Genomic DNA, 18,681 nt, shown 5'->3' on the forward strand with positions numbered 1-18,681 from the left:
TTTTCAGGAGCTTCACCATGCAACCCGCTGTCGTCCTCGCTCTCGCCCGCATCCTCATGGCCCTGGCCTTTATCGGCCCGGGCGCTTCGCACTTCATCGAATCCGTACGGCTGCGCAACTACACAGCCGCCGCCATAGGCGCAGTCGAAGTCGCCGCCGGCCTGGCGCTGGCATTCGGCTGGCAGGTGCGCTGGTTCGCGCTGGCCGCCGCGGCTTTTCTCGTGGTCGATGCGTTCATCGCGCACGGCTTCTGGGCCGCCACACCGCAAGCGCTGCGCAACCAGCTGCTGCATTTCTTCAAGAACATTGCGCTGGCGGGCGGCTTTGTGCTGTTGGCTTCAGTGTCGCGTGAGTTTTAAGTGAAATTGGCTTGCAGCTCAATCAGTGCACTGCCGTGTAGTTATCTTTTTGGTAGCGTCTGCATGCCGAACCCACCCTCGCGCTACACCGCCGTCTTGGCCCATTCACGCGGCGAGACACCGGTCTTCTGCACAAAAAGCCGCGACAGCGCCGACGCATTGGCATATCCCAGCTGCGCGGCAATGGCCTTGAGTGATTGGCCGTTGCGCAGCTCGGCCTGGGCAATGGCCAGCCGCCACGTCGCCAGGTAGTCCGCGGGCGTTTGCCCCACTTTTTGTTTGAACAACGGTGCAAACGCACTGCGCGACATGCCGGCCGATTGCGCCAGGCGCTCAAGGCTCCACGCATGGCCCGGGTTTTCATGCACCGCCGCCAGTGCACGCGCCAGTCGCGGTTCGGCCAGCCCGGCCAGCAGACCCTTGGGTGCGTTGCCTTCCTCCGGGTGGTCCAGCAGCCAGCGCAGCAGTTGCAGCAGCAACACCTCAAATAATCGGTCGGCCAGCAGCCGCTGGCCGCAGCGCACCTGCGCGGTCTCGGCAAACAGCAGGGCCAGCGTGTGCTCCAGCCCCGGTACGCGCGCCAGCGGCAATACCACCAGGGCCGGCAGCGCACGTGCCAGCGGGTGGCTGGCGCCCCCGTCGAATGCCAGCGTTGCGCAGGTGAAATCAGCGCCCTCCACCGGCGCATTGTGAAAGTCGTGCGCCAGCGGCCGCGGGTAAAACACCAGGCTGGGCTCGCTCACCTTCACTCGCCTGGGCGCACCCGTTGCCGCGCGGTGCGTCACCACCATGGTCCCGCGGCGCATCACGTGCAAAAAGCCCAGCCCGGCCTCTGGCGTGAAGCGTGTCACGCCGCACAGCGGCCCGTTGTGAAACATGTGGGCCCGCACGCGAAAGCGTTCCATCAGGCCGGAAAGCCGGTCAATTCCTTCGGAGGGCGTGGTCATGTGTGGGCTGGCGTTGAGACTTGATTGGACGGTAAGGATGATTTGATGGACGAATTCATCCAATAAGTCCTGATTGTCGCGCGAAACTTCTTCCTGTGCAGCGAGCGCACCCACAAGCCCCGCCGCGCGAAATGTCATCCCTCAACCACGACTCTTCAATCTCCAAAGGACTTCACATGTCACGCATTCCATTGATCGACCGTAACGCCACCTCCGCCGATCGCAAAGCCCTGCTCGATCAGGTCACCCAAGCCTTCGGTGCCACGCCCAATATGTTCAAGGCCGTCGCCAACTCCCCCGCCGCACTCAAAAGCATGTGGGGCTCGTTCGGCGCGCTGGGGGGCGGTGTCATCAACGCCAAACTGGGCGAGCAGATCGCCGTGGCAGTGGCCGACCGCAACACCTGCGAATACTGCCTGGCCGCGCACACGGCGCTGGGCCGCAAGGCCGGCGTCAGCGCTGAAAGCATGGCCGCTGCGCAGCGCGGTGAATCCGCCGACCCGGCCACCGCTGCGGTGCTGGCGTTTGCACTCAAGCTGGTGAATGAACGCGGCAATGTGTCCGAGGCCGATGTGCAAGCCGTTCGCCAGGCCGGCTTCAGCGACGAGCAGATCGTGGAAATCCTCGCGCATGTGGCGCTCAACCTTTTCACCAACTACGTCAATGTGGCGTTTGCGGTGCCGGTTGATTTCGCGCCCGTCAAGCTGAGTCGAGCCGCTGCCTGACGCTTCGCCGCCCGGGTCTTTGACCCGACGTGCGCGATCTGCGGCATGCAGGCCGCGCTGAAAGTATTTTTGAAAGCCTTCATGCAAACCAAAAATTATTCTCTCGCACCCGCCTGGCACATCGCGCACTGGCTCAACACACCGTCGCCCATCGCCCTCGAATCCCTGCGCGGCAAGGTCATCGTCATGCACGCCTTCCAGATGTTGTGCCCGGCCTGCGTGAGTTACGGCCTGCCGCAGGCCGTAGCGATACGCCAGGCATTTCCCGAAACGTCGGTCGCCGTCATCGGCATCCACACCGTGTTCGAGCATCACCGCGTGATGAACCATGAGGCGCTGCAGGTATTTGTGCATGAGCAGCGTCTGCGTTTTCCCATTGGTGCGGACTTGCCTGCAACGGACGGCCCCATCCCGCAAACCATGGCGGCCTATCAGTTGCGCGGCACACCCAGCCTGGTGCTGATCGACAGGCAGGGCCATTTGCGGCTGAGCCACTTCGGGCACCTGGACGATCTGGCCGTCGGTTCGGCCATAGGGCAACTGCTTGCCGAGACCGCTGGCGAAGTCACGAATACAGTTTCGCCCCCGCCGCGAATTCCGCCTTGAACACCTCGGCCACCCAGTCGGCAAAGGCGCGCACCTTGGCCGTCAGGTGACGGTTGCGCGGGTACAGCACCATCATCGGCAGCGCTTCGGGCTGCCAGTCGGGCAGCACGCGCACCAGTTCGCCGCTGGCCAGCAGCGCGCAGGTGCGGCGTGTCAGCGGCGGCTGCGACAAACCCAGGCCGGCCAGCACCGCGCCCATGTGGCTGTCGGCGTCGTTGCAGCTGACCCAGTGCGGGCGGTGAATCTGCCGCGCGTCGCCGCCTTTGGAAAACTCAAACGGGAACACCCGTCCCGTCTTGGGCGAATGAAAGTTGACGAAGCGGTGTTGCTCCAGGTCTTCCAGGGTCTGCGGTGTGCCGTACTTCGCGAGGTAAGAAGGCGCGGCGCAGGTCACCACCGTGAGCCGGCCCAGCGGCCGTGCCACCAGCGTTTCGTCGTGCACCAGGCCGCCGCGAATCACACAGTCCACACCTTCGGCCACCAGGTCCACCGGCCTGTCGGTGCTGCCCAGTTCCAGCACCATGTCGGGGTAGCGTTTGAAAAATTCCGGCAATGCCGGTGAGATCACGTGGCGGCCCACCGCCGCCGGGACATCCACCCGCAGCCGCCCGGCCGGCGTGGCCACTGCCCGGCGCAGCGTGCCTTCCAGCTCGCCCATGTCCTGCACCATGGCTTGTGCGCGCTGGTGGTACAGCGCGCCGTCGTCCGTCAGGCTCAGCGTGCGGGTGGTGCGGTTCAGCAGGCGCACCCCCAGGTGCGCTTCGAGTTCCTGCACCACCGTCGTCACCCGGGCTTTGGGCATGTGCAGCGCGGTGGCTGCTGCGGTAAAGCTGCCCAGGTCCACCACGCGTGTGAAGACTTCCATCGCCCTGTAGCGATCAACGCTCATGATTTTTGGCCTTTATTGTTCTTTAAATCACTAACAGTTATTTTGTTTAACGGCAGTTTATTCTTTTAATTCAAACCAATACAGTTCATTCACCTGCTCTCTTATCTGCCCATCCAAACACTGATCCACTTTTTACGAAAAGGCTCCCCATGAACACGAATATCCTTTCCCCCACCCGCCTGGGCTTTCGCGGCCCGCAATCCGTCTCAGCCATTGGCCTGGGCGCCATGGGCATGTCGGGCATGTACGGCGCCCACGACGAGGCGCAAAGCATCGCCACGATTCACGCCGCGCTCGACGCCGGCGTCAACCTGATCGACACCGGCGACTTTTACGGCATGGGCCACAACGAAATGCTGATCGGCCGGGCGCTGAAAGGCCGGCGCGACGAGGCGCTGATTTCCGTCAAGTTCGGCGCGCTGCGCGACCCGTCTGCCGGCTGGATCGGCATGGACGGCCGGCCCGAAGCGGTGAAGAACTTCCTGGCCTACACGCTGCAGCGCCTGGGCACCGACCATATCGACATCTACCGTATCGCGCGGCTTGACCCGAACGTGCCGATCGAAGACACCATTGGTGCCATGGCCGACATGGTCAAAGCCGGTTATGTGCGCCACATCGGCCTCAGCGAAGTCGGCGTACAGACCATCCGAAAGGCGCACGCCGTGCACCCCATCAGCGACCTGCAGATTGAATATTCACTGGTCAGCCGTGGCCCTGAGGCAGAAATCTTTCCCGTGCTCAAGCAGCTCGGCATCGGCGTCACGCCCTACGGCGTGCTGTCACGCGGGTTGCTGTCGGGCTCCAAACCCACGGGGCCTGGTGACTTCCGCGCCCACCTGCCGCGCTTTACCGGCGACAACGCGGTGAAAAACCAGCAGCTCGTTGATGTATTGCACCAGCTGGCCGCCGGCATGGGCGCCACGGCATCACAAGTGGCGATTGCCTGGGTCATCGCACGCGGCCAGGCGCTGGGCGTCGACATGGTGGCGCTGGTCGGTTCCCGCAAGCCAGCCCAGCTCGATGAAGCGTTGGGCGCGTTGAAGCTCAAACTCAGCGCCGAAGACCTGCAGTGCATTGAAGCCGCGCTGCCGGCCGACGCGGTGGCCGGCACACGCTACGGCGCCTACCAGATGGGTCACCTGGACAGCGAAAAGCAGGCGTAAATTGATGCGAAATTGGCCTGCAACCCATGCAGGTCGAGCGCAAGCAGCTATCAATTCAGTAGCAACCGCCGGTGTGAAAACGAGGGGCGTGAAATTTAAATCACGTTCTTCTCTACCAAGGCACGCCCTTCCACCAGCCGCTGCGCCGCCAGCGGTGACAAGTCCAGGCTGGTGTAGGCGCCTTCGGCAATCCACTCCGCCAGGCCCCGCCCCACCGCCGGCGACTGCTGCAACCCGTGCCCGCTGAAGCCATTGGCCAGCAGCAAATTCGGCAGGGCCGGGTGCGGCCCCAGCAGCGCGTTGTGATCGTGCGTGTTGTATTCGTAGTAGCCGGCCCAGGCGCGCTGCATGCGCACGGCCTCAAAGCCCGGCACGCGCTTGGCCAGCGTCAGCCAGGCCTCGTCAAAAAGATCGTAGTCCACATCGAGTGGCACATCGTTGTGGTCTTGCGCCGGCGGCAGGCCGCAAATCCAGATGTCGCCTTCGGGCCGAAACCACAAACCGCTCGGGTCAATCACCAGCGGGCAGTCAGGCGTCTTGGCGGGGCTGGCAAATGCATACACACAGCGTTTGCGCCCATACACCGGCAGGTCAAGGCCCGTGCCGGCCAGCAGCGGCCGCGCCCATGCACCCGCCGCATTCACGGCCCAGTCGCACGGCAGCTGCGCGCCGCCCTGCAGCATCACGGCGCTCACGCGGCCGTTGCCGTGCGCAAAGCTCGTGGCCTCGGCCTTCACATACTGCACACCCAGGCTGCGCGCCTTTTGCTTGAAGGCCATCAGCAAACCATAACCGTCAAACCAGCCCTCACCCGAAAGGCCGAGCGACGCCAGCGCCAGGTCGTCCACCTGCAGCCACGCAAAGCGCTTCTGCAACTCGGCAGGCGTCATCAGCATCACATCGACACCGGCTGCGCGCTGTGTCGCGTGGTTCTCCTGCAGCGTGGCTGCGCCGGCTTCAGTGGCCAGGTACAAATAGCCGCGCTCGGTCAAACCAATATCAGGCACATCGCCATCGACGGCCAGGTGCTGTTTGATGTTGCGTAAAAAATCAATGCCGAATTGCGACACCGCAATGTTCACCGGCTGCGAAAACTGCTGGCGAATCGAGCTGGCCGACAGCGCCGAAGAGGCTTGCGCATAGGTCGGGTCTCGCTCAATCACCGTGATGCTGCCGTCAAAACGTGGATGCGTTGCCAGAAAGTACGCGATGGCGCTGCCGATCACGCCACCGCCGACGATGACGATCTTTTGTGCGGATGCTTCAGGGTTCATGCTGCTGCTTTACTCATTACACAGTGGAAGCGCCACATCCTACAGGCCGCGGTGGGTCTGGTTTTTGGTCGGCGTGCTGTTTCAGCATCAGGGACTCCGCGTTTGCGGTGCGTCCGTATCCATCCAATATGATCGCGTACGCCCAGGGCGCTCCCTATAACTCACACATTCAAATGCAACAACTCATCCAACGCCTCATCCTGTGCCTCGCCATCGCCTCTCTTGTGGGTTGCGCTGCGACGGTCACCCAGTCACCGACTGCGGCATCCTCGCCGTCTGCGGCGACACCTCGAGCGCAAGCGCTCTCCGGGGCGCTCGTCGCGGTCGTCAGCGGCAGCCAGGCCGTACGAAGCAACGCTGATTGGCCGTCGTTCATGGAAGAATGGAAGGAGTCGCTGGCCGAGTCCGCCAAAACCGCGAAGGTCCCATTCGTCTTTGCCAAGGATGAAGCCGCAATTCCCGCGAACGCCTCCATCCTTGTCCGCTTGACCGTCAACGACTTCAAGTATGTGTCTACAGCGAAGCGATACGTGTTGGGCTTGCTGGTTGGAAACGCGTACATGGACGTTGACGCCCAGTACATCGAGCTTCCTTCGAACAAGTCGTTCGGAGCCAAAAAATTCAATACCTCCTCGAGCGCCTGGGAGGGCATCTTCTCAGCCGTCACCCCCAAGCAGGTTCGAACAGTCTCGGAGGTGATCGTCAAGGACGTTGTTTCAACGTCGCCCGCGAAATAGTGCGTCCTGCCGCTCGATCGAAGCGATGGTCAATGGTTGGCCTGACCTTCCGCCATTGACCCTGTCTCACCGCACCAAATATCCCGCAGGCGGCGACTGTCGCCATCAGCCGATAACTACCGGAGTTCATGCCCATGCGTCTATTGCTGGCTTTCCTGGCTTCCCTCGCCCTGGTGGGCTGCGCCACAGGCCCGGTGTCTTTGCCTGTCGAGAACCTCGCGGCGTCGGCCCGGACACCGGTCGAAGACCTGCGCCCGAAGAACGAAGGCACTCGCGAAATCTTTAGCCTGCTGATTACCAGTGATCGCTACGGTTATTTCCGGTTGGCCCAGGACCTCACAGACCCCACCGGCCCCCGGCTGTTTTCCCATCGTCTGCAGGAAAAGTATGGTGCCGGACCTGTCCCTCCAACCAGGTTGCATCACTTTGCGGTGTATTCAAACTATCGCGCGGAACTCAAAAGCGCGGCGCTGGGTGCTGCACTGGGAGGTGCCATTGGTGCCGCCATAACAAGCGGCACAGTCAAGCGCGAAGGTGAAACCGTCCATACCTTGGTCGATGCAGCGAGCTATGCCGCGCTCTCAGGCGAGAACGAATACAAGCGCGCCTTCTACACCGAAACCGAACTCAAAGCAGGCACCTCGGCGTTCGTGATCTTCATCGAAAGCGAATCGCAGGGGCGGCGTCGCTTCACGCGCACCGTATCCCCCACCAAGCCCACTCAGGCGGATCAAAAGAATCCGCTGCACCGGGCCCTGGACGCTGCCATTCACTTCCATCTGAACCCCTGAGAAAGCTGCCTGGCGAAAGCATGCTTCGCCTTGGTGGCGGCGCGTTTCGGTTGTGCGTCGTTGTGCCAGTAGCCGTTGAGTGGCCCTATCTCTTGATCAAGTCCGATGGGGTCACTATCAGTGATGCTCTCGTCGAACGCGGGTGCATTGCCAGAAAGCAGCGATGACGCTGCCGCTAACGCCACCACTGACGATAACAACCTGTGTGGATGCCGCGGGCTTTATTCATTACACGGTGGAAGCGCCACATCCTACAGGCCAGCCCAAAACGAGGCGGTATTGTCGCCATACAGCGACAAGCGATGTAAGGCGCAGGTGTGTTGTGCAACGGTGTGTATGCCTGGTCAACAGTGCCGCACCCCATCCCGTTGAACACGGGCTACGTGATAACAATAATTTCCATCATCCATCCATTCAAAGGACTCTCTCATGAACAAATTGCTCGCTACTCTTATTGCTACCCTGTTTGTCGGCATTGCTTCTGCACAAACACCGGCACCTGTCGAATCGTCCACGCAAACCGCTCCGGTTGCCAGCAAGGCTGAAGCCAAGGCCGACAAGTCTGTGACGTCTGCTGTTAAAAAAGAAGCCAAGGTAGACGCCAAGGCCGATGCGAAGGTCGAAAAGGCAGAAGCCAAAGCTGCAGAGAAAACCGCGAAGGCAGATGCCAAGGCCGCTAAAGCCAAAGCAAAGGCCGAAGCCAAGGTTGAAAAGGCAGACGCTGACGACAAAGCCAAGGCCAATACCAAAGCTGAAAAGGCCACCACCAAGGCAGATGCCAAAGCAGCCGGCGTCGCCATCGATGCCAACGCAAAGGTGGATACCGTGAAGGCCAAAGCCGCCGCCGACAAGGCCAACGCTGCTGTCGACACCAGTGCAGTCAAGGCAGAAGCCAAGACCGACGTCAAGGCAGCCGGCACCAAGTAAGCGGCAACGCGGGCCATGTGCCCGCTGACACCCGCTGATCCAAAAAGACAGGCTCCGGCCTGTCTTTTTTTGCCTGTCTCCTTGTGACCGCATTGCGTCGCAGTCCGCCTTATCCCTTGTCAGCGCATTCCGACTTTCCAGGGCTCCAGTGGCTGTCACTGGGGAGCCTAGCCTGCCTCGAGCATGGAACTTTTGACACCAGGAGATTCCCATGCACATCATTCTTGGCGGAACAGGCCATGTCGGCTCGGCGCTGGTCAAACGCCTGATCAGCGCGGGCGAGCCCGTGACGCTCGTCACACACGACCCCAAAAAATCCGGCCGGGAAGGCAAGGCCAAATACGACGTGCCCCAACGCGCGAAGGTCGCGCTGGCCGACGTTCACGACGTGCCCGCGCTGCGCAAAGTCTTCCAGCAGGGCACGCGGCTTTTTCTGCTCAATCCGCCGGCGGCTCCTTCAACCGACACCGATGCCGAAGAGCGCAGCACGGCGACGTCCATCATTGAGGCACTCCAAGGTACACGCTTTGAGAAGATCGTGGCCGAGTCCACCTATGGCGCCCAGCCCGTTCAGCGCGCGGGCGACCTGGGCATCCTTTACGACATGGAAAAAGCACTGGAGGCACAAGCCGTGCCCTTCAGCGTGATACGCGCGGCCTACTACATGAGCAACTGGGATGCAGCGCTGAAGACCGCGCAAGATGAAGGTGTGATCGATTCCATGTACCCGGCAGATTTCAAGCTGCCCATGGTGGCGCCGCAAGACCTGGGTGAGTTCGCCGCGCGGCTGATGACCGAGCCCGCCGGCAAAACCGGCCTCTTTCATGTTGAAGGGCCAGAGCAGTACAGCGCAGGCGATGTTGCCGCGGCCTTTGGAGAGGCGCTGCAAAAACCCGTCTCGGTGCGCGTTGCGCCGCGCGAGAAATGGGAAGAGGCCTTCAGGGCCATGGGCTTTTCAAGTGCCGCGGCCAGGTCGTATGCGGCAATGACAGGAATCACGCTGGACCGGCATTACACCGTGCCCGATGCGCCTGTCCGCGGTCGCACCTCGCTGCGCGCTTATGTGCAGGCGCTGGTGGGCGAGCAGCGCCGCTAGCGCACTACCGCGGCGGTCTGCTGGCTCAGCTCAGCGGCTTGTTCACAAATTCAATCACCAGCCCCCGCGCCGTCACGGTGATCCGGTCTGGCTGCACGCCCATGCTGTTGGGCAGTGCCAGGTCCTGCGGGTTGAGCGAATGCAGCACCGCGCCCTGCAGTGCCTGTTCCGCCAGCTGCGGGCCATAGCCTGACACCAGCATCGACGCCTGCGGCGGCAGGCCGTCAAACTGCAGCGTGTTCACGCGCAGCTGGTGCGCGCGTATCGTCATGTCACTGGCTTCGTAGCGCAGCGCAAAGTCCAGGTCAAAGGTGCCGGGGTAGGCGCGCTGCAATGCCGGGCCGGCGGCTTCCACCGCCATGGCGGCGCCCAGCCGGTTCTGTTCGGGCAGCAGGCGCAGCTGCGGTGCCTGCACGGTCATGTCCAGCAGGCCGTTGGCGCGTTTGCGCACCGGAAAACGCTTGGCCACTGCATCCTGCAGCTGGGCCATGCTGACGGTGTAGCTGGGCTGGGCCTGTGCGCCTGGCAGGGTGAAATACACAGCGCCACCCAGGCACAGCCGTGCGGTGGTGGCGAGAAGCAGTCTTCGTTTCATTCATTGTCCTTTCAGCCCAGGAATAGTGCGCCTGGCCTTCCGCCGCACATGTCATTCAAAAGCCCGTATCAGGGTCAGCGTTCAACCGATGAAGGTTAAGCTGCCGGCAACAGCGGGCGCGGTTTGATATTCCTGTATGGTCGGCCTGATGCGAATGCTTTTGACTTTCCTGCTGTTTCCGGCCGCCACGCTGGCGACGGCGCAACCCACCAAGGGCGAGCAGGATGCGCTGGCCCTGGCGATCAGGTCGCAGCGTGTCCTCAATGAATACGCCATCGGGGCCATGGAGCCCGAAGCCATGAAGTACGCCCAGCGGCTGCGTCTGACCCAGGCCGCGCTGGACGGGCAGCGCAGGCAGTGGCCTTCGGCGATTCAGGGTTCCGATCCATTCGAGCAATTCCGACCCTGCAAAAACGCCCTTGAAACAGCGTCTTACCTTGCTGGGCTTTCGGGCAAGAAGGCCGTCAGTGCGCTCGACGACAAGGTGTTTCATGCCGGGAAAGACAAGCTGCAGAAGCTTCGCGCCGAGTGCGATGCGCTCATCAAGCGCGCCAACGCAGAGCGGTAAGCCGCCTGTGCTTGAGTCGCCTTAGCGGCCCACCACCGACCAGCCGGCTTTCTGGTTGGTCTTGTCGTTCTCATACTCCCACGCCGTCCCGCAGCGGTCGCATTTGTAGCGGGTGATGGTGATCAGCCCGTGGCGGCGCGTTTCATGGCGCGGGTCGCCCTGCACCAGCTCGGGGTGGCCCGGGGCCTTGCGCCAGTTGCGCTGGATGCCCGCGCACGAGTCGCAGAGTTCCATCTTTTTGAGTTCGCTGGCGCGGTTGGGGTCTTGGGCTTGGGTCATGGGGGTGCTCTTGCGTTGCAGGATGTCCCCCATTGTCGCCGCTGAGGATGCAGAGTTTTTTTGCCTGCCGTTTTCGATGGCCGCGGCAGCCAAACACCCTGTGCGAAAAAGGGGCTTGACTTAGAGTGCGCTCGAAGTTTTACAGTCCCTTTCATGACCACCGCAATCATTGGCTACCCCACCATCTCCTTAACCATTGCTGAAGCCGCAGAAGCCTCGGGGCTGAGCGCCTACACGCTGCGCTATTACGAGCAGATCGGCCTCATCGCGCCCATCGACCGGCGCAGCGGCGCGCGCCGCTACAGCGAAGCCGACATGCGCTGGCTCGACTTCCTGGTGCGTCTGCGTGCCACCGGCATGTCGATGCGTGACATGCAGCGCTACGCCCAACTGCTGCGCAAAGGCAATACCGCCGCCAGCCTGGACGAGCGGAAAACCTTGCTCGAAGCGCACGCCGCGCGGCTGGAGGCCGGTATCCGCAGCCAGCGCGAAACCCTGCAGTACATCCGCAAGAAGCTCGGCCTCTATGAAGAGCTGCGCGCCGTGCCGAAGCGCGCCTGAACCCATCTCCCTGTCTATCAACCCTTTCAACCAACCCTTCAACCCGACGCAAACACACCATGATCAAAACCCGCGCCCTCGGCCGCAACGGCCCACAAGTCTCCGCCATCGGCCTCGGCTGCATGGGCATGAGCGACTTCTACAGCAACCGCGACGACGCCGAGTCCGTCGCCACCCTTCACCACGCGCTCGACCGCGGCCTCAATTTCCTCGACACCGCCGACATTTACGGCCCGCACACCAATGAGCTGCTGATCGGCAAGGCCATCGCCGGCCGCCGCAAGGACGTGTTCATCGCGACCAAGTTCGGCATCACGCGTGACCCGGCCAATGAAGCGGCGCGCGGCGTCAATGGCCGGCCTGAATACGTCAAGGCCAGCTGCGACGCCAGTCTCAAGCGTTTAGGCATCGACCAGATCGACCTCTATTACCAGCACCGCGTCGACAAAACCGTGCCCATTGAAGAGACCGTGGGCGCCATGGCCGAGCTGGTGAAAGCCGGTAAGGTGCGCTATCTGGGTTTGTCCGAAGCCTCGGCCGCCACGCTGGCGCGTGCCTGCAAGGTGCATCCCATCGCCGCGCTTCAGAGTGAATATTCGCTGTGGACGCGCGACCCCGAAGTCACCGGCGCCCTGGCCGCCTGCCGCGAGCACGGCGTGGCCTTTGTCCCCTATTCGCCGTTGGGCCGCGGTTTCCTGACCGGCGCCTTCAGCAAACCTGAAGACCTGCCCGCCGACGACTATCGCCGCAAGTTTTCGCCGCGTTTTGCCGAAGAGAATTTCCAGCGCAACCTGGCCCTGGTGGATGCCGTCAAGGACCTGGCCGCGGCCAAGGGCGTCACCACCTCGCAAGTGGCGCTTGCCTGGGTACTGGCGCAGGGTGACGACATCATTCCCATCCCGGGCACCAAGCGCCGCAGCTACCTCGACCAGAACATCGCTGCACTCGACGTCACGTTAAGCCCCGCCGAGCTGGTCCAGCTCGACAAGGCCTTCCCGCCCGACGCGGCCGCCGGACTGCGCTACCCAGCGTCGTTTCTGGGCACGGTCAATGCCTGACACAGGCTGACATCCTTATGGGGGGCAAGCCAGCGGGCTCCGCCTGCGCTGAACCCGGGCCGTAGAGTTCTATTCCGTGAAGCGTCCCGGTTCTGTGTTCCCTCTGGTCAAAAGTCCCTCGCCGCCTGATGATTCTGTAAGGCCGGTACAGCGAAAATCCCGGAGTTGTTGTATCGTACAACAATACGATGTATCATTCAACGATACATTTGTATTTGCCTTGCTGTAAAGGCCTGGCCTAACTTCATGGAGCTTCAGAATGGGAATCGCACTAATTTGTCCCCGCCGGTTGCTGGCGGCTGCTGTGGCTGTGACGCTTTCGGGTATGACGTCAGCTGCCGATTTACGGATCGGGTTCAAGGCTGAAGTCACTTCTGCCGATCCCCACGTTCTGGGCGCCGCAAATCGCAGCGTCTGGATGAACGTCTACGACTCGCTGGTTGGCCAGGACGAAAAACTGCATCCCGTTCCTCTGCTGGCTTTGTCCTGGAAGGCGATAGACGAAAAACAATGGGAATTCAAGTTGCGCCCCGGCGTCAAATTTCACAATGGTGAGCCGATGACGGCCAATGACGTGAAGTTCTCGCTCGACAGGGCCAAGGCGCTGACCGGCCCGCGAACGTACAAGACCTATTTGAGGGCGATCGACAGTATCCGGGTGCAGGACCCGCTGACGCTCACCATCAAGACGAAAGAAGCCGCCCCGACCCTGCCTGAAAGCGTGGGTATCGTCGCCATTATTCCGAAAGGAAGCGGTGCGGAGATCAAGGAGTCGGACTTTGAGAGCGGGAAGGCAGCGGTGGGGACCGGTCCTTTCAAGTATGCGGGCCTCATCCCGAGCCAGCAAGTGACCATGACGCGCAACGACACGTACTGGGGCTCAAAACCGGCCTGGTCGAAAGTGATTTATCAATTCATACCGAAAGAACCGGCGAGAGCGGCGGCAATGCTGGGCGGCAGCGTCGATGTCATTGATGGCGCTGCCGGTGGTTTGAGTGAGACCTTGAAGAAAAGCGACAAGGTGTCGGTGGTCTCTACGACCTCCTATCTACTCAATTACCTGTCCATGGACCAATTCCGGGCAGTTTCGCCTTATGTCACCAGTCATGATGGGAAACCGCTGACCAAGAACCCGTTCCAGGACAAAAGAGTCCGCCAGGCCATCACAGTGGCCATCAACAGGGACGCCATCAACAAGTTCGTCATGAAAGGCGACGCGGAACCAGCGACGCAGATCGTTCCAGCCGGCTTTTCCGGCCACGAGCCCGCACTGAAGCTTCAATCCGGAGATACGGCGCGGGCCAAAGCCTTGCTGACCGAGGCAGGCTACCCCTCCGGATTCAAGGTGGTTCTGCACTGCACCAATGACCGGTACCTCAACGACGCACGGGTCTGCGAAGCAATTGCCCAGATGTTGACCCAGGCGGGGATAAAAACCGACGCAAGGACACTCCCCTACGCCAACTTTGTTACCCGGGCGACAGGCGGTGGAGCCGGCGGCGAGCCCGAATTCAGCCTGGCCATGTTTGGCATCGGTGCGATCCTCGGTGATTCGCTGGAGCCTTACACCGCCGTCGTCCATACCTTTGACAAGGCCCAGGGGACCGGAGCCAACAACTACGGGCGGTACAGCAACAAGGATTTCGATGCAGCGATCCGCTCTGCGTCAAAGACATTGAATGACAAGGAACGTGAAGAGCTGCAGCGAACGGCCGCCAGGCTTGCCGCGGAGGACGTTGCCATCATTCCAGTGCATAACGCAAAGGTGGCATGGGGATTGCGCAAAGGCCTGAGCATGGTCCCGCGAAGTGATGGCTACACGGTAGCCAGCGCCATCAAGGACGCAGCTTCGAAGTAAAACAGATCAACGAATAGGGGTGAGGTGAGGGGGTCACCGGTGCTGGTGTCAGCACCGGTGGCGCTCCAATCCGAGCCGAACCAGGGTAATCAATGAAAGACTCGACGTTCAGCAATCTTGCTGTGGTGATTGAACGCAATGTGATGGTGCCGATGAGGGACGGCGTAAGGCTCTCGACCGATATATATCGCCCGAGACAAGAGGCGGGAGAAGATCCGAAACCACTCCCGGTCATCATGGAACGCACTCCCTATGGGAAGCACCTTGAAAGCCGCACCGAACGCGAACCGGGGAGCACGCGCCCCATGTCGCGCGAAGAGGTGGCAACGTATTTTGTGGCCCAGGGCTATATCGTTGTGTACCAGGATTGCCGCGGCAGATACGGGTCCGAAGGAACATTCACGAAGTATCTGAGCGAGGCCAACGACGGCCATGACACCTGTGACTGGATCGTGCGCCAACCCTGGTCCGACGGCAGAATTGGAACCAAGGGCCTTTCCTATGCGGCACATACGCAAATGGCCCTTGCGTCTACCGGCGCACCTGGCCTGCTGGCCATGTATGTCGACTCCGGGGGGTTTTCAAATGGCTATCAAAGCGGCATCCGGCAGGGGGGGGCATATGAGTTGAAGCAGGCCGCGTGGGCCGTTCTCTTCGCATCGAGCATTGCCCAGCGATCGGAAAATACGGCAGTCGCCAGCACCCTGAAGAATATCGACGTCGACGACTGGTTCAGAAGAATGCCGTGGCGACGCGGGAATTCCCCGCTGTCCGAAGCGCCTGAGTACGAAGAGTTTCTCTTCGATCAATGGGAGCGTGGGACGTTCGATGCGTACTGGAAGCAGCCCGGAATTTATGCGGAGGGGTTCTACCATCACCTCAAGAATGTGGCGACAGTCCATATGTCTTCCTGGTATGACGTATATACGCGCACCGCTGCCGAAAATTACGTCAGCCTCAAGAAAATCGGCGCTCCGGTAAAGCTCGTTTTTGGTCCGTGGGTGCACGGAAACAGGTGGCTGACCTATTCAGGTGACGTGGACTTCGGCGAACAATCCACTTTTGGCAATCACGTCGCCGCGACCTTTCTTGAAGCAAGGCTCAAATGGTTTGACCACTGGCTCAAAGGCCTTCCGGCCGCTGAAGGCAATGCAGATGTCAGGCTGTTCGTGATGGGCGGCGGCTCCGGCAGAAAAAACAGCGAGGGGCGTCTTGACCACGGCGGAACCTGGCGTTCTGAGCAGGACTGGCCGATTCCGGATACGCAGTGGACGCCTTACCATCTTCAGGTTGATCGTTCGCTGTCCCCCTCTCTTCCAGAGAGACATCATGGTGCGCTGGCGTACCGGTTCGACCCCAAAAATTCGGTTCCCACCTTGGGCGGCAGCGTGGTTTCACGTCCACCCGGAATACTGGCCGGCGCATTTGACCAGACGACCGATGAGCGCTTCTTTGGTTGCGCAGAACCGTTTTACCCACTGACCGACCGTGAAGATGTGCTTGCCTTTTCGACCGAACCGCTGGTGGAGGATGTCGAGATTACAGGGCCGGTGGTGGCGAACTTGTGGATATCCTCCGACTGCCCGGACACGGATTTCACCATCAAGCTGGTCGATGTGTATCCGCAAAGCGAAGACTACCCAAAGGGTTTCGCCATGAACCTCACCGACGGAATTCTGCGGGTGAGGTACAGGGACTCTTGGGAGCACCCGGAGCTGATGACGCCTGGAACGGTGTACCCCATCCGCATCGAGGCGTTTCCGACAAGCAACCTGTTCAAGGCGGGGCATCGCATCCGGGTAGACATTTCGAGCAGCAACTTCCCGCACTTTGACGTCAACCCGAACACCGGGGATCCTGAGGCGCAGGCAACGACGAGCAGAGTAGCTCTCAACAAGGTGTACATGAGCAGCCAGCATCCATCGCATGTGGTGCTTCCAGTGATCCCGAAGCGTTCTCAATAACGGCTGCAGCGCACCACGCCAGGTGCGCCGTCGCTAATCGGCAGAGGCGTCGGAGCGACGATATCCGAGCTCAACCGAAAGGTCGTAGGCAGCCGCGCACAGCGGCTTGGCCAGCTTCTCCAGCCCCTTGGCCGTGATGCGGCTTGAAGGAATGGAGATGGCCATTGCGGCGATGACTTTTGATGTTCCGTCGCGCACCGGTGCCGCCACCGAAAGCACCTCATTCGTGATTTCGCCCAGGGAAGTGGCGTAACCCTGCTTGCGGATCTTGATCAGCTCCTCGTTCCATTTGGCGCGTTGAACGATGGTGTTGGGCGTGAACTTCTGAAAGTCCTGGGCGAAAAATTCGTTCAGAAACTCTGCGGGGGCATAGGCCAGCAGGACCTTGCCCGAAGCACCGCCATGAAGAGGCCGCCTCATGCCGACGGACCCATGGATGCGCACATCATGGGTAGAGTCCCATCGGGCCACGGAGACAGATTCAAACCCGTCACGGACACGGATCTGAACAATCTCGTTGAATTTGCTGGCCAGCTGCTGAAGATATTTGCTGGCCTGCCTGACCAGGCTGACCTGTTCGTCGGCAGCCAACCCAACAAGCAATGCGTTGTAGCCGAGATGGTAGGTCGCCGCGTCACCCGATCGCTGCGCGAAACCGCGCCGCTCCAGCGTGCTCAAAAGGCGGAACGCCCTGGCTTTGGTAATTCCCGATCTTTTGGAAAGCTCGGTCACACCCAGACCGGGATTCTGGGCTACAAGCATCAACAAGCCGAGTGCTTCATCTACCGACGCTACGTTATAGTCCATTGCCTTTTTCTGCCGCTGAATTTCCACTCAGCGGGCGTGTTTGTCTTAGCGGAGCATTCTACCGTCAGGGCCCAGTACGATGATGTCGACATAAGTCGAGCCCGAGTGATTTATCGGAGAAAAGTTGATGGAGAATCCGCCGAGATTTAGATCCCTCAATGACTCCAGGGATCGTTTCAACTTCGCAGAAGTGGGATTCGGTCCGGCGCGTTTCAGGCCTTCGGTCAGCACCCTGGCCGCAATGTAGCCTTCGGTCACTGCCAGGTTCAAATCAGACCCCGGGACGCCGAATTTCTTGTGGTCCTCCTGGATCTCCCTGATGAGTGTGGAAGTTTTGCTGGAGGGATCAGGCACCACCAGCGCTATGCCCAAGCCGTAGGCGGCCTGTTTGCCGATTCTTTTCACGACGGCGGCACCGTCGGTGACAGAAAGGGCTACGACAAACGCCGAACTTCCGCCCTGGCGAAAATTCTTGTAGAACTCGGCGGTCGCAGCACTCGTCGCCACCGAAATAACCGCGTCGGGTTTGGCCTTGAGAATCGTAGCGACCGCTTCACTGACATTGGTCGTGCCGTATTCGTAGCTTGCACTGCCCGAGAGCTGAAGGCTTTTTCCCCTGATCGCGTGTAGAGCCCGGTCGTAACCTTCAATGCCAAACGGGCTCTTCTCGTAGAGAACCGCGATGCGTTTGTGACCAATGATGCTCATGTGGGACACAATCTTTTGCACCTCCTGGGCGTAGTTGGCCCGCGTGTGAAAAATCCAGGGGTTCACCGGTTGATGAAGCGATACGGCGCCCGTTCGAGGTCCCACCAAAGGAATGCCGGCCGCGGCCAGCACCTTTTCCTGAACCAGCGCTTCAACAGGCGCAGTTCCAGAAAATCCGATCAATGCAACAGGCTTTTCTTCCTGGATGATTTCCCGTGTTTTTTCCACTGAGTCCGTCCCGTCCGGTCCCCGGTCTTTGGTGACAAGTTTCAGTTTCGCCCCGTTAACGCCACCCCGCTCGTTGACGACGTCGAAATACAGTTGCACGCCCACCTTGACCTGGCTTGCCGCGGAATTCGGATCTTTAAGCTGGCCGATCTGGCCGATCACGATGTCCTGCGGAGCGGATGAGGCAACGGCACAAGTCGCTCCCAGAATGCCTGCGCTGATCCAATGTTTAAGTGACATACCCATGCTTTCAAAATGATGGAGCCCGTCCAGGGCGTTCCTGTTGTCCATGACAAAAGCCCGCCGGAGGCGGGCTTTGCGTATCAGCTAGTTACGCCAGCTCCTGGCGCTCAGAAGTTGTGCTGAATGCCCACGCCGTAAACACGGATCACGTCATTGGCAACCCGGTTGTTCGGGTCCGTGCGGTCATAAAAGCCGTACAGCGAAGTGCGGTTGCTCATCTTGTAGGAGTAGCCCGCCTGGAAGCGCTTGAGCTTGCCCGCAGGGTCGCTCTGCACATCCTTGCGGATGTAGTTGG

General features: G+C 60.8%; 20 protein-coding genes and 1 pseudogene. 13 read left to right on the plus strand and 8 right to left on the minus strand.

Features of this window, described 5'->3' with window-relative positions; all coding sequences use genetic code 11:
• Positions 1–17: 17 nt before the first annotated feature.
• Complete coding sequence (locus AC1D11_RS21925) at positions 18–359, plus strand: DoxX family membrane protein (protein ID WP_457281984.1); 342 nt, start codon at positions 18–20, stop codon at positions 357–359.
• Between the two features lie 83 nt (positions 360–442).
• Here the strand turns inward: AC1D11_RS21925 and AC1D11_RS21930 are convergent, their stop codons facing one another.
• Positions 443–1,306, minus strand: a complete 864-nt coding sequence (locus AC1D11_RS21930; protein ID WP_477649650.1) for an AraC family transcriptional regulator — start codon at positions 1,304–1,306, stop codon at positions 443–445.
• Positions 1,307–1,482: 176 nt separating this feature from the next.
• On the opposite strand from AC1D11_RS21930, the gene AC1D11_RS21935 reads away from it, so the two are divergent.
• Together AC1D11_RS21935 and AC1D11_RS21940 are read left to right on the plus strand one after the other, a co-directional pair.
• Positions 1,483–2,031, plus strand: coding sequence for a carboxymuconolactone decarboxylase family protein (locus tag AC1D11_RS21935; protein WP_477649651.1), 549 nt, complete (start codon positions 1,483–1,485; stop codon positions 2,029–2,031).
• An 81-nt stretch (positions 2,032–2,112) separates the two neighbouring features.
• Positions 2,113–2,637 carry a peroxiredoxin family protein gene (locus tag AC1D11_RS21940; protein WP_477649652.1) on the plus strand — a complete coding sequence of 175 codons (525 nt, stop codon included), beginning with the start codon at positions 2,113–2,115 and terminating at the stop codon, positions 2,635–2,637.
• Here AC1D11_RS21940 and AC1D11_RS21945 read toward each other — a convergent pair.
• Complete coding sequence (locus AC1D11_RS21945) at positions 2,597–3,526, minus strand: LysR family transcriptional regulator (RefSeq protein ID WP_477649653.1); 930 nt, start codon at positions 3,524–3,526, stop codon at positions 2,597–2,599. The two genes, AC1D11_RS21940 and AC1D11_RS21945, sit on opposite strands and share 41 nt — an antisense overlap.
• Positions 3,527–3,675: 149 nt before the next feature.
• Here AC1D11_RS21945 and AC1D11_RS21950 point away from each other — a divergent pair, with 149 nt between their 5' ends.
• Entirely contained in the window at positions 3,676–4,692 is a 1,017-nt protein-coding gene (locus AC1D11_RS21950; RefSeq protein WP_477649654.1) for an aldo/keto reductase, read from the plus strand.
• Between the two features lie 95 nt (positions 4,693–4,787).
• Here the strand turns inward: AC1D11_RS21950 and AC1D11_RS21955 are convergent, their stop codons facing one another.
• Entirely contained in the window at positions 4,788–5,966 is a 1,179-nt protein-coding gene (locus AC1D11_RS21955; protein ID WP_477649655.1) for an NAD(P)/FAD-dependent oxidoreductase, read from the minus strand.
• A gap of 173 nt (positions 5,967–6,139) precedes the next feature.
• Here AC1D11_RS21955 and AC1D11_RS21960 point away from each other — a divergent pair, with 173 nt between their 5' ends.
• From AC1D11_RS21960 to AC1D11_RS21975, 4 genes are all read left to right on the plus strand, one after another.
• Entirely contained in the window at positions 6,140–6,703 is a 564-nt protein-coding gene (locus tag AC1D11_RS21960; protein ID WP_477649656.1) for a hypothetical protein, read from the plus strand.
• Positions 6,704–6,846: 143 nt separating this feature from the next.
• On the plus strand, positions 6,847–7,494 hold the full coding sequence (locus AC1D11_RS21965) for a hypothetical protein (protein ID WP_477651493.1): 648 nt from the start codon (positions 6,847–6,849) through the stop codon (positions 7,492–7,494).
• 429 nt (positions 7,495–7,923) lie between these two features.
• On the plus strand, positions 7,924–8,421 hold the full coding sequence (locus tag AC1D11_RS21970; protein WP_477649658.1) for a hypothetical protein: 498 nt from the start codon (positions 7,924–7,926) through the stop codon (positions 8,419–8,421).
• A 211-nt stretch (positions 8,422–8,632) separates the two neighbouring features.
• Entirely contained in the window at positions 8,633–9,517 is an 885-nt protein-coding gene (locus AC1D11_RS21975) for an NmrA family NAD(P)-binding protein (RefSeq protein ID WP_477649659.1), read from the plus strand.
• A 25-nt stretch (positions 9,518–9,542) separates the two neighbouring features.
• Here AC1D11_RS21975 and AC1D11_RS21980 read toward each other — a convergent pair whose 3' ends face one another.
• The gene (locus tag AC1D11_RS21980) at positions 9,543–10,112 is read right to left on the minus strand and encodes a DUF1439 domain-containing protein (protein ID WP_477649660.1); all 570 of its coding nucleotides are present in this window, start codon (positions 10,110–10,112) and stop codon (positions 9,543–9,545) included.
• Positions 10,113–10,266: 154 nt separating this feature from the next.
• On the opposite strand from AC1D11_RS21980, the gene AC1D11_RS21985 reads away from it, so the two are divergent.
• Positions 10,267–10,680, plus strand: a complete 414-nt coding sequence (locus AC1D11_RS21985) for a hypothetical protein (RefSeq protein WP_477651362.1) — start codon at positions 10,267–10,269, stop codon at positions 10,678–10,680.
• Positions 10,681–10,701: 21 nt separating this feature from the next.
• On the opposite strand, the gene AC1D11_RS21990 is transcribed toward AC1D11_RS21985, so the two are convergent.
• On the minus strand, positions 10,702–10,959 hold the full coding sequence (locus tag AC1D11_RS21990) for a hypothetical protein (RefSeq protein ID WP_477649662.1): 258 nt from the start codon (positions 10,957–10,959) through the stop codon (positions 10,702–10,704).
• Between the two features lie 153 nt (positions 10,960–11,112).
• Here AC1D11_RS21990 and AC1D11_RS21995 point away from each other — a divergent pair, with 153 nt between their 5' ends.
• From AC1D11_RS21995 to AC1D11_RS22010, 4 genes are all read left to right on the plus strand, one after another.
• Positions 11,113–11,520: a MerR family transcriptional regulator gene (locus tag AC1D11_RS21995; protein WP_477649663.1), complete on the plus strand. Its 408-nt coding sequence runs from the start codon at positions 11,113–11,115 to the stop codon at positions 11,518–11,520.
• Positions 11,521–11,579: 59 nt separating this feature from the next.
• Positions 11,580–12,578 (plus strand): aldo/keto reductase, encoded by a 999-nt coding sequence (locus tag AC1D11_RS22000; protein ID WP_477651363.1) that lies wholly within the window; start codon positions 11,580–11,582, stop codon positions 12,576–12,578.
• 259 nt (positions 12,579–12,837) lie between these two features.
• Positions 12,838–14,436, plus strand: a complete 1,599-nt coding sequence (locus AC1D11_RS22005; RefSeq protein ID WP_477651364.1) for an ABC transporter substrate-binding protein — start codon at positions 12,838–12,840, stop codon at positions 14,434–14,436.
• Positions 14,437–14,528: 92 nt separating this feature from the next.
• Complete coding sequence (locus AC1D11_RS22010) at positions 14,529–16,400, plus strand: CocE/NonD family hydrolase (protein WP_477651365.1); 1,872 nt, start codon at positions 14,529–14,531, stop codon at positions 16,398–16,400.
• Positions 16,401–16,433: 33 nt separating this feature from the next.
• Here the strand turns inward: AC1D11_RS22010 and AC1D11_RS22015 are convergent, their stop codons facing one another.
• The 3 genes and pseudogenes from AC1D11_RS22015 to AC1D11_RS22025 form a co-directional block, all read right to left on the minus strand.
• Positions 16,434–17,234: an IclR family transcriptional regulator gene (locus AC1D11_RS22015; protein WP_477651366.1), complete on the minus strand. Its 801-nt coding sequence runs from the start codon at positions 17,232–17,234 to the stop codon at positions 16,434–16,436.
• 18 nt (positions 17,235–17,252) lie between these two features.
• A complete protein-coding gene (locus AC1D11_RS22020; protein ID WP_477650565.1) occupies positions 17,253–18,434 on the minus strand; it encodes an ABC transporter substrate-binding protein in 1,182 nt (393 codons plus the stop codon).
• A 59-nt stretch (positions 18,435–18,493) separates the two neighbouring features.
• A pseudogene (locus AC1D11_RS22025) lies at positions 18,494–18,681 on the minus strand (porin); the annotation flags it as partial.

It is taken from the genome of Polaromonas sp. P1_E11 (genome assembly GCF_056405995.1).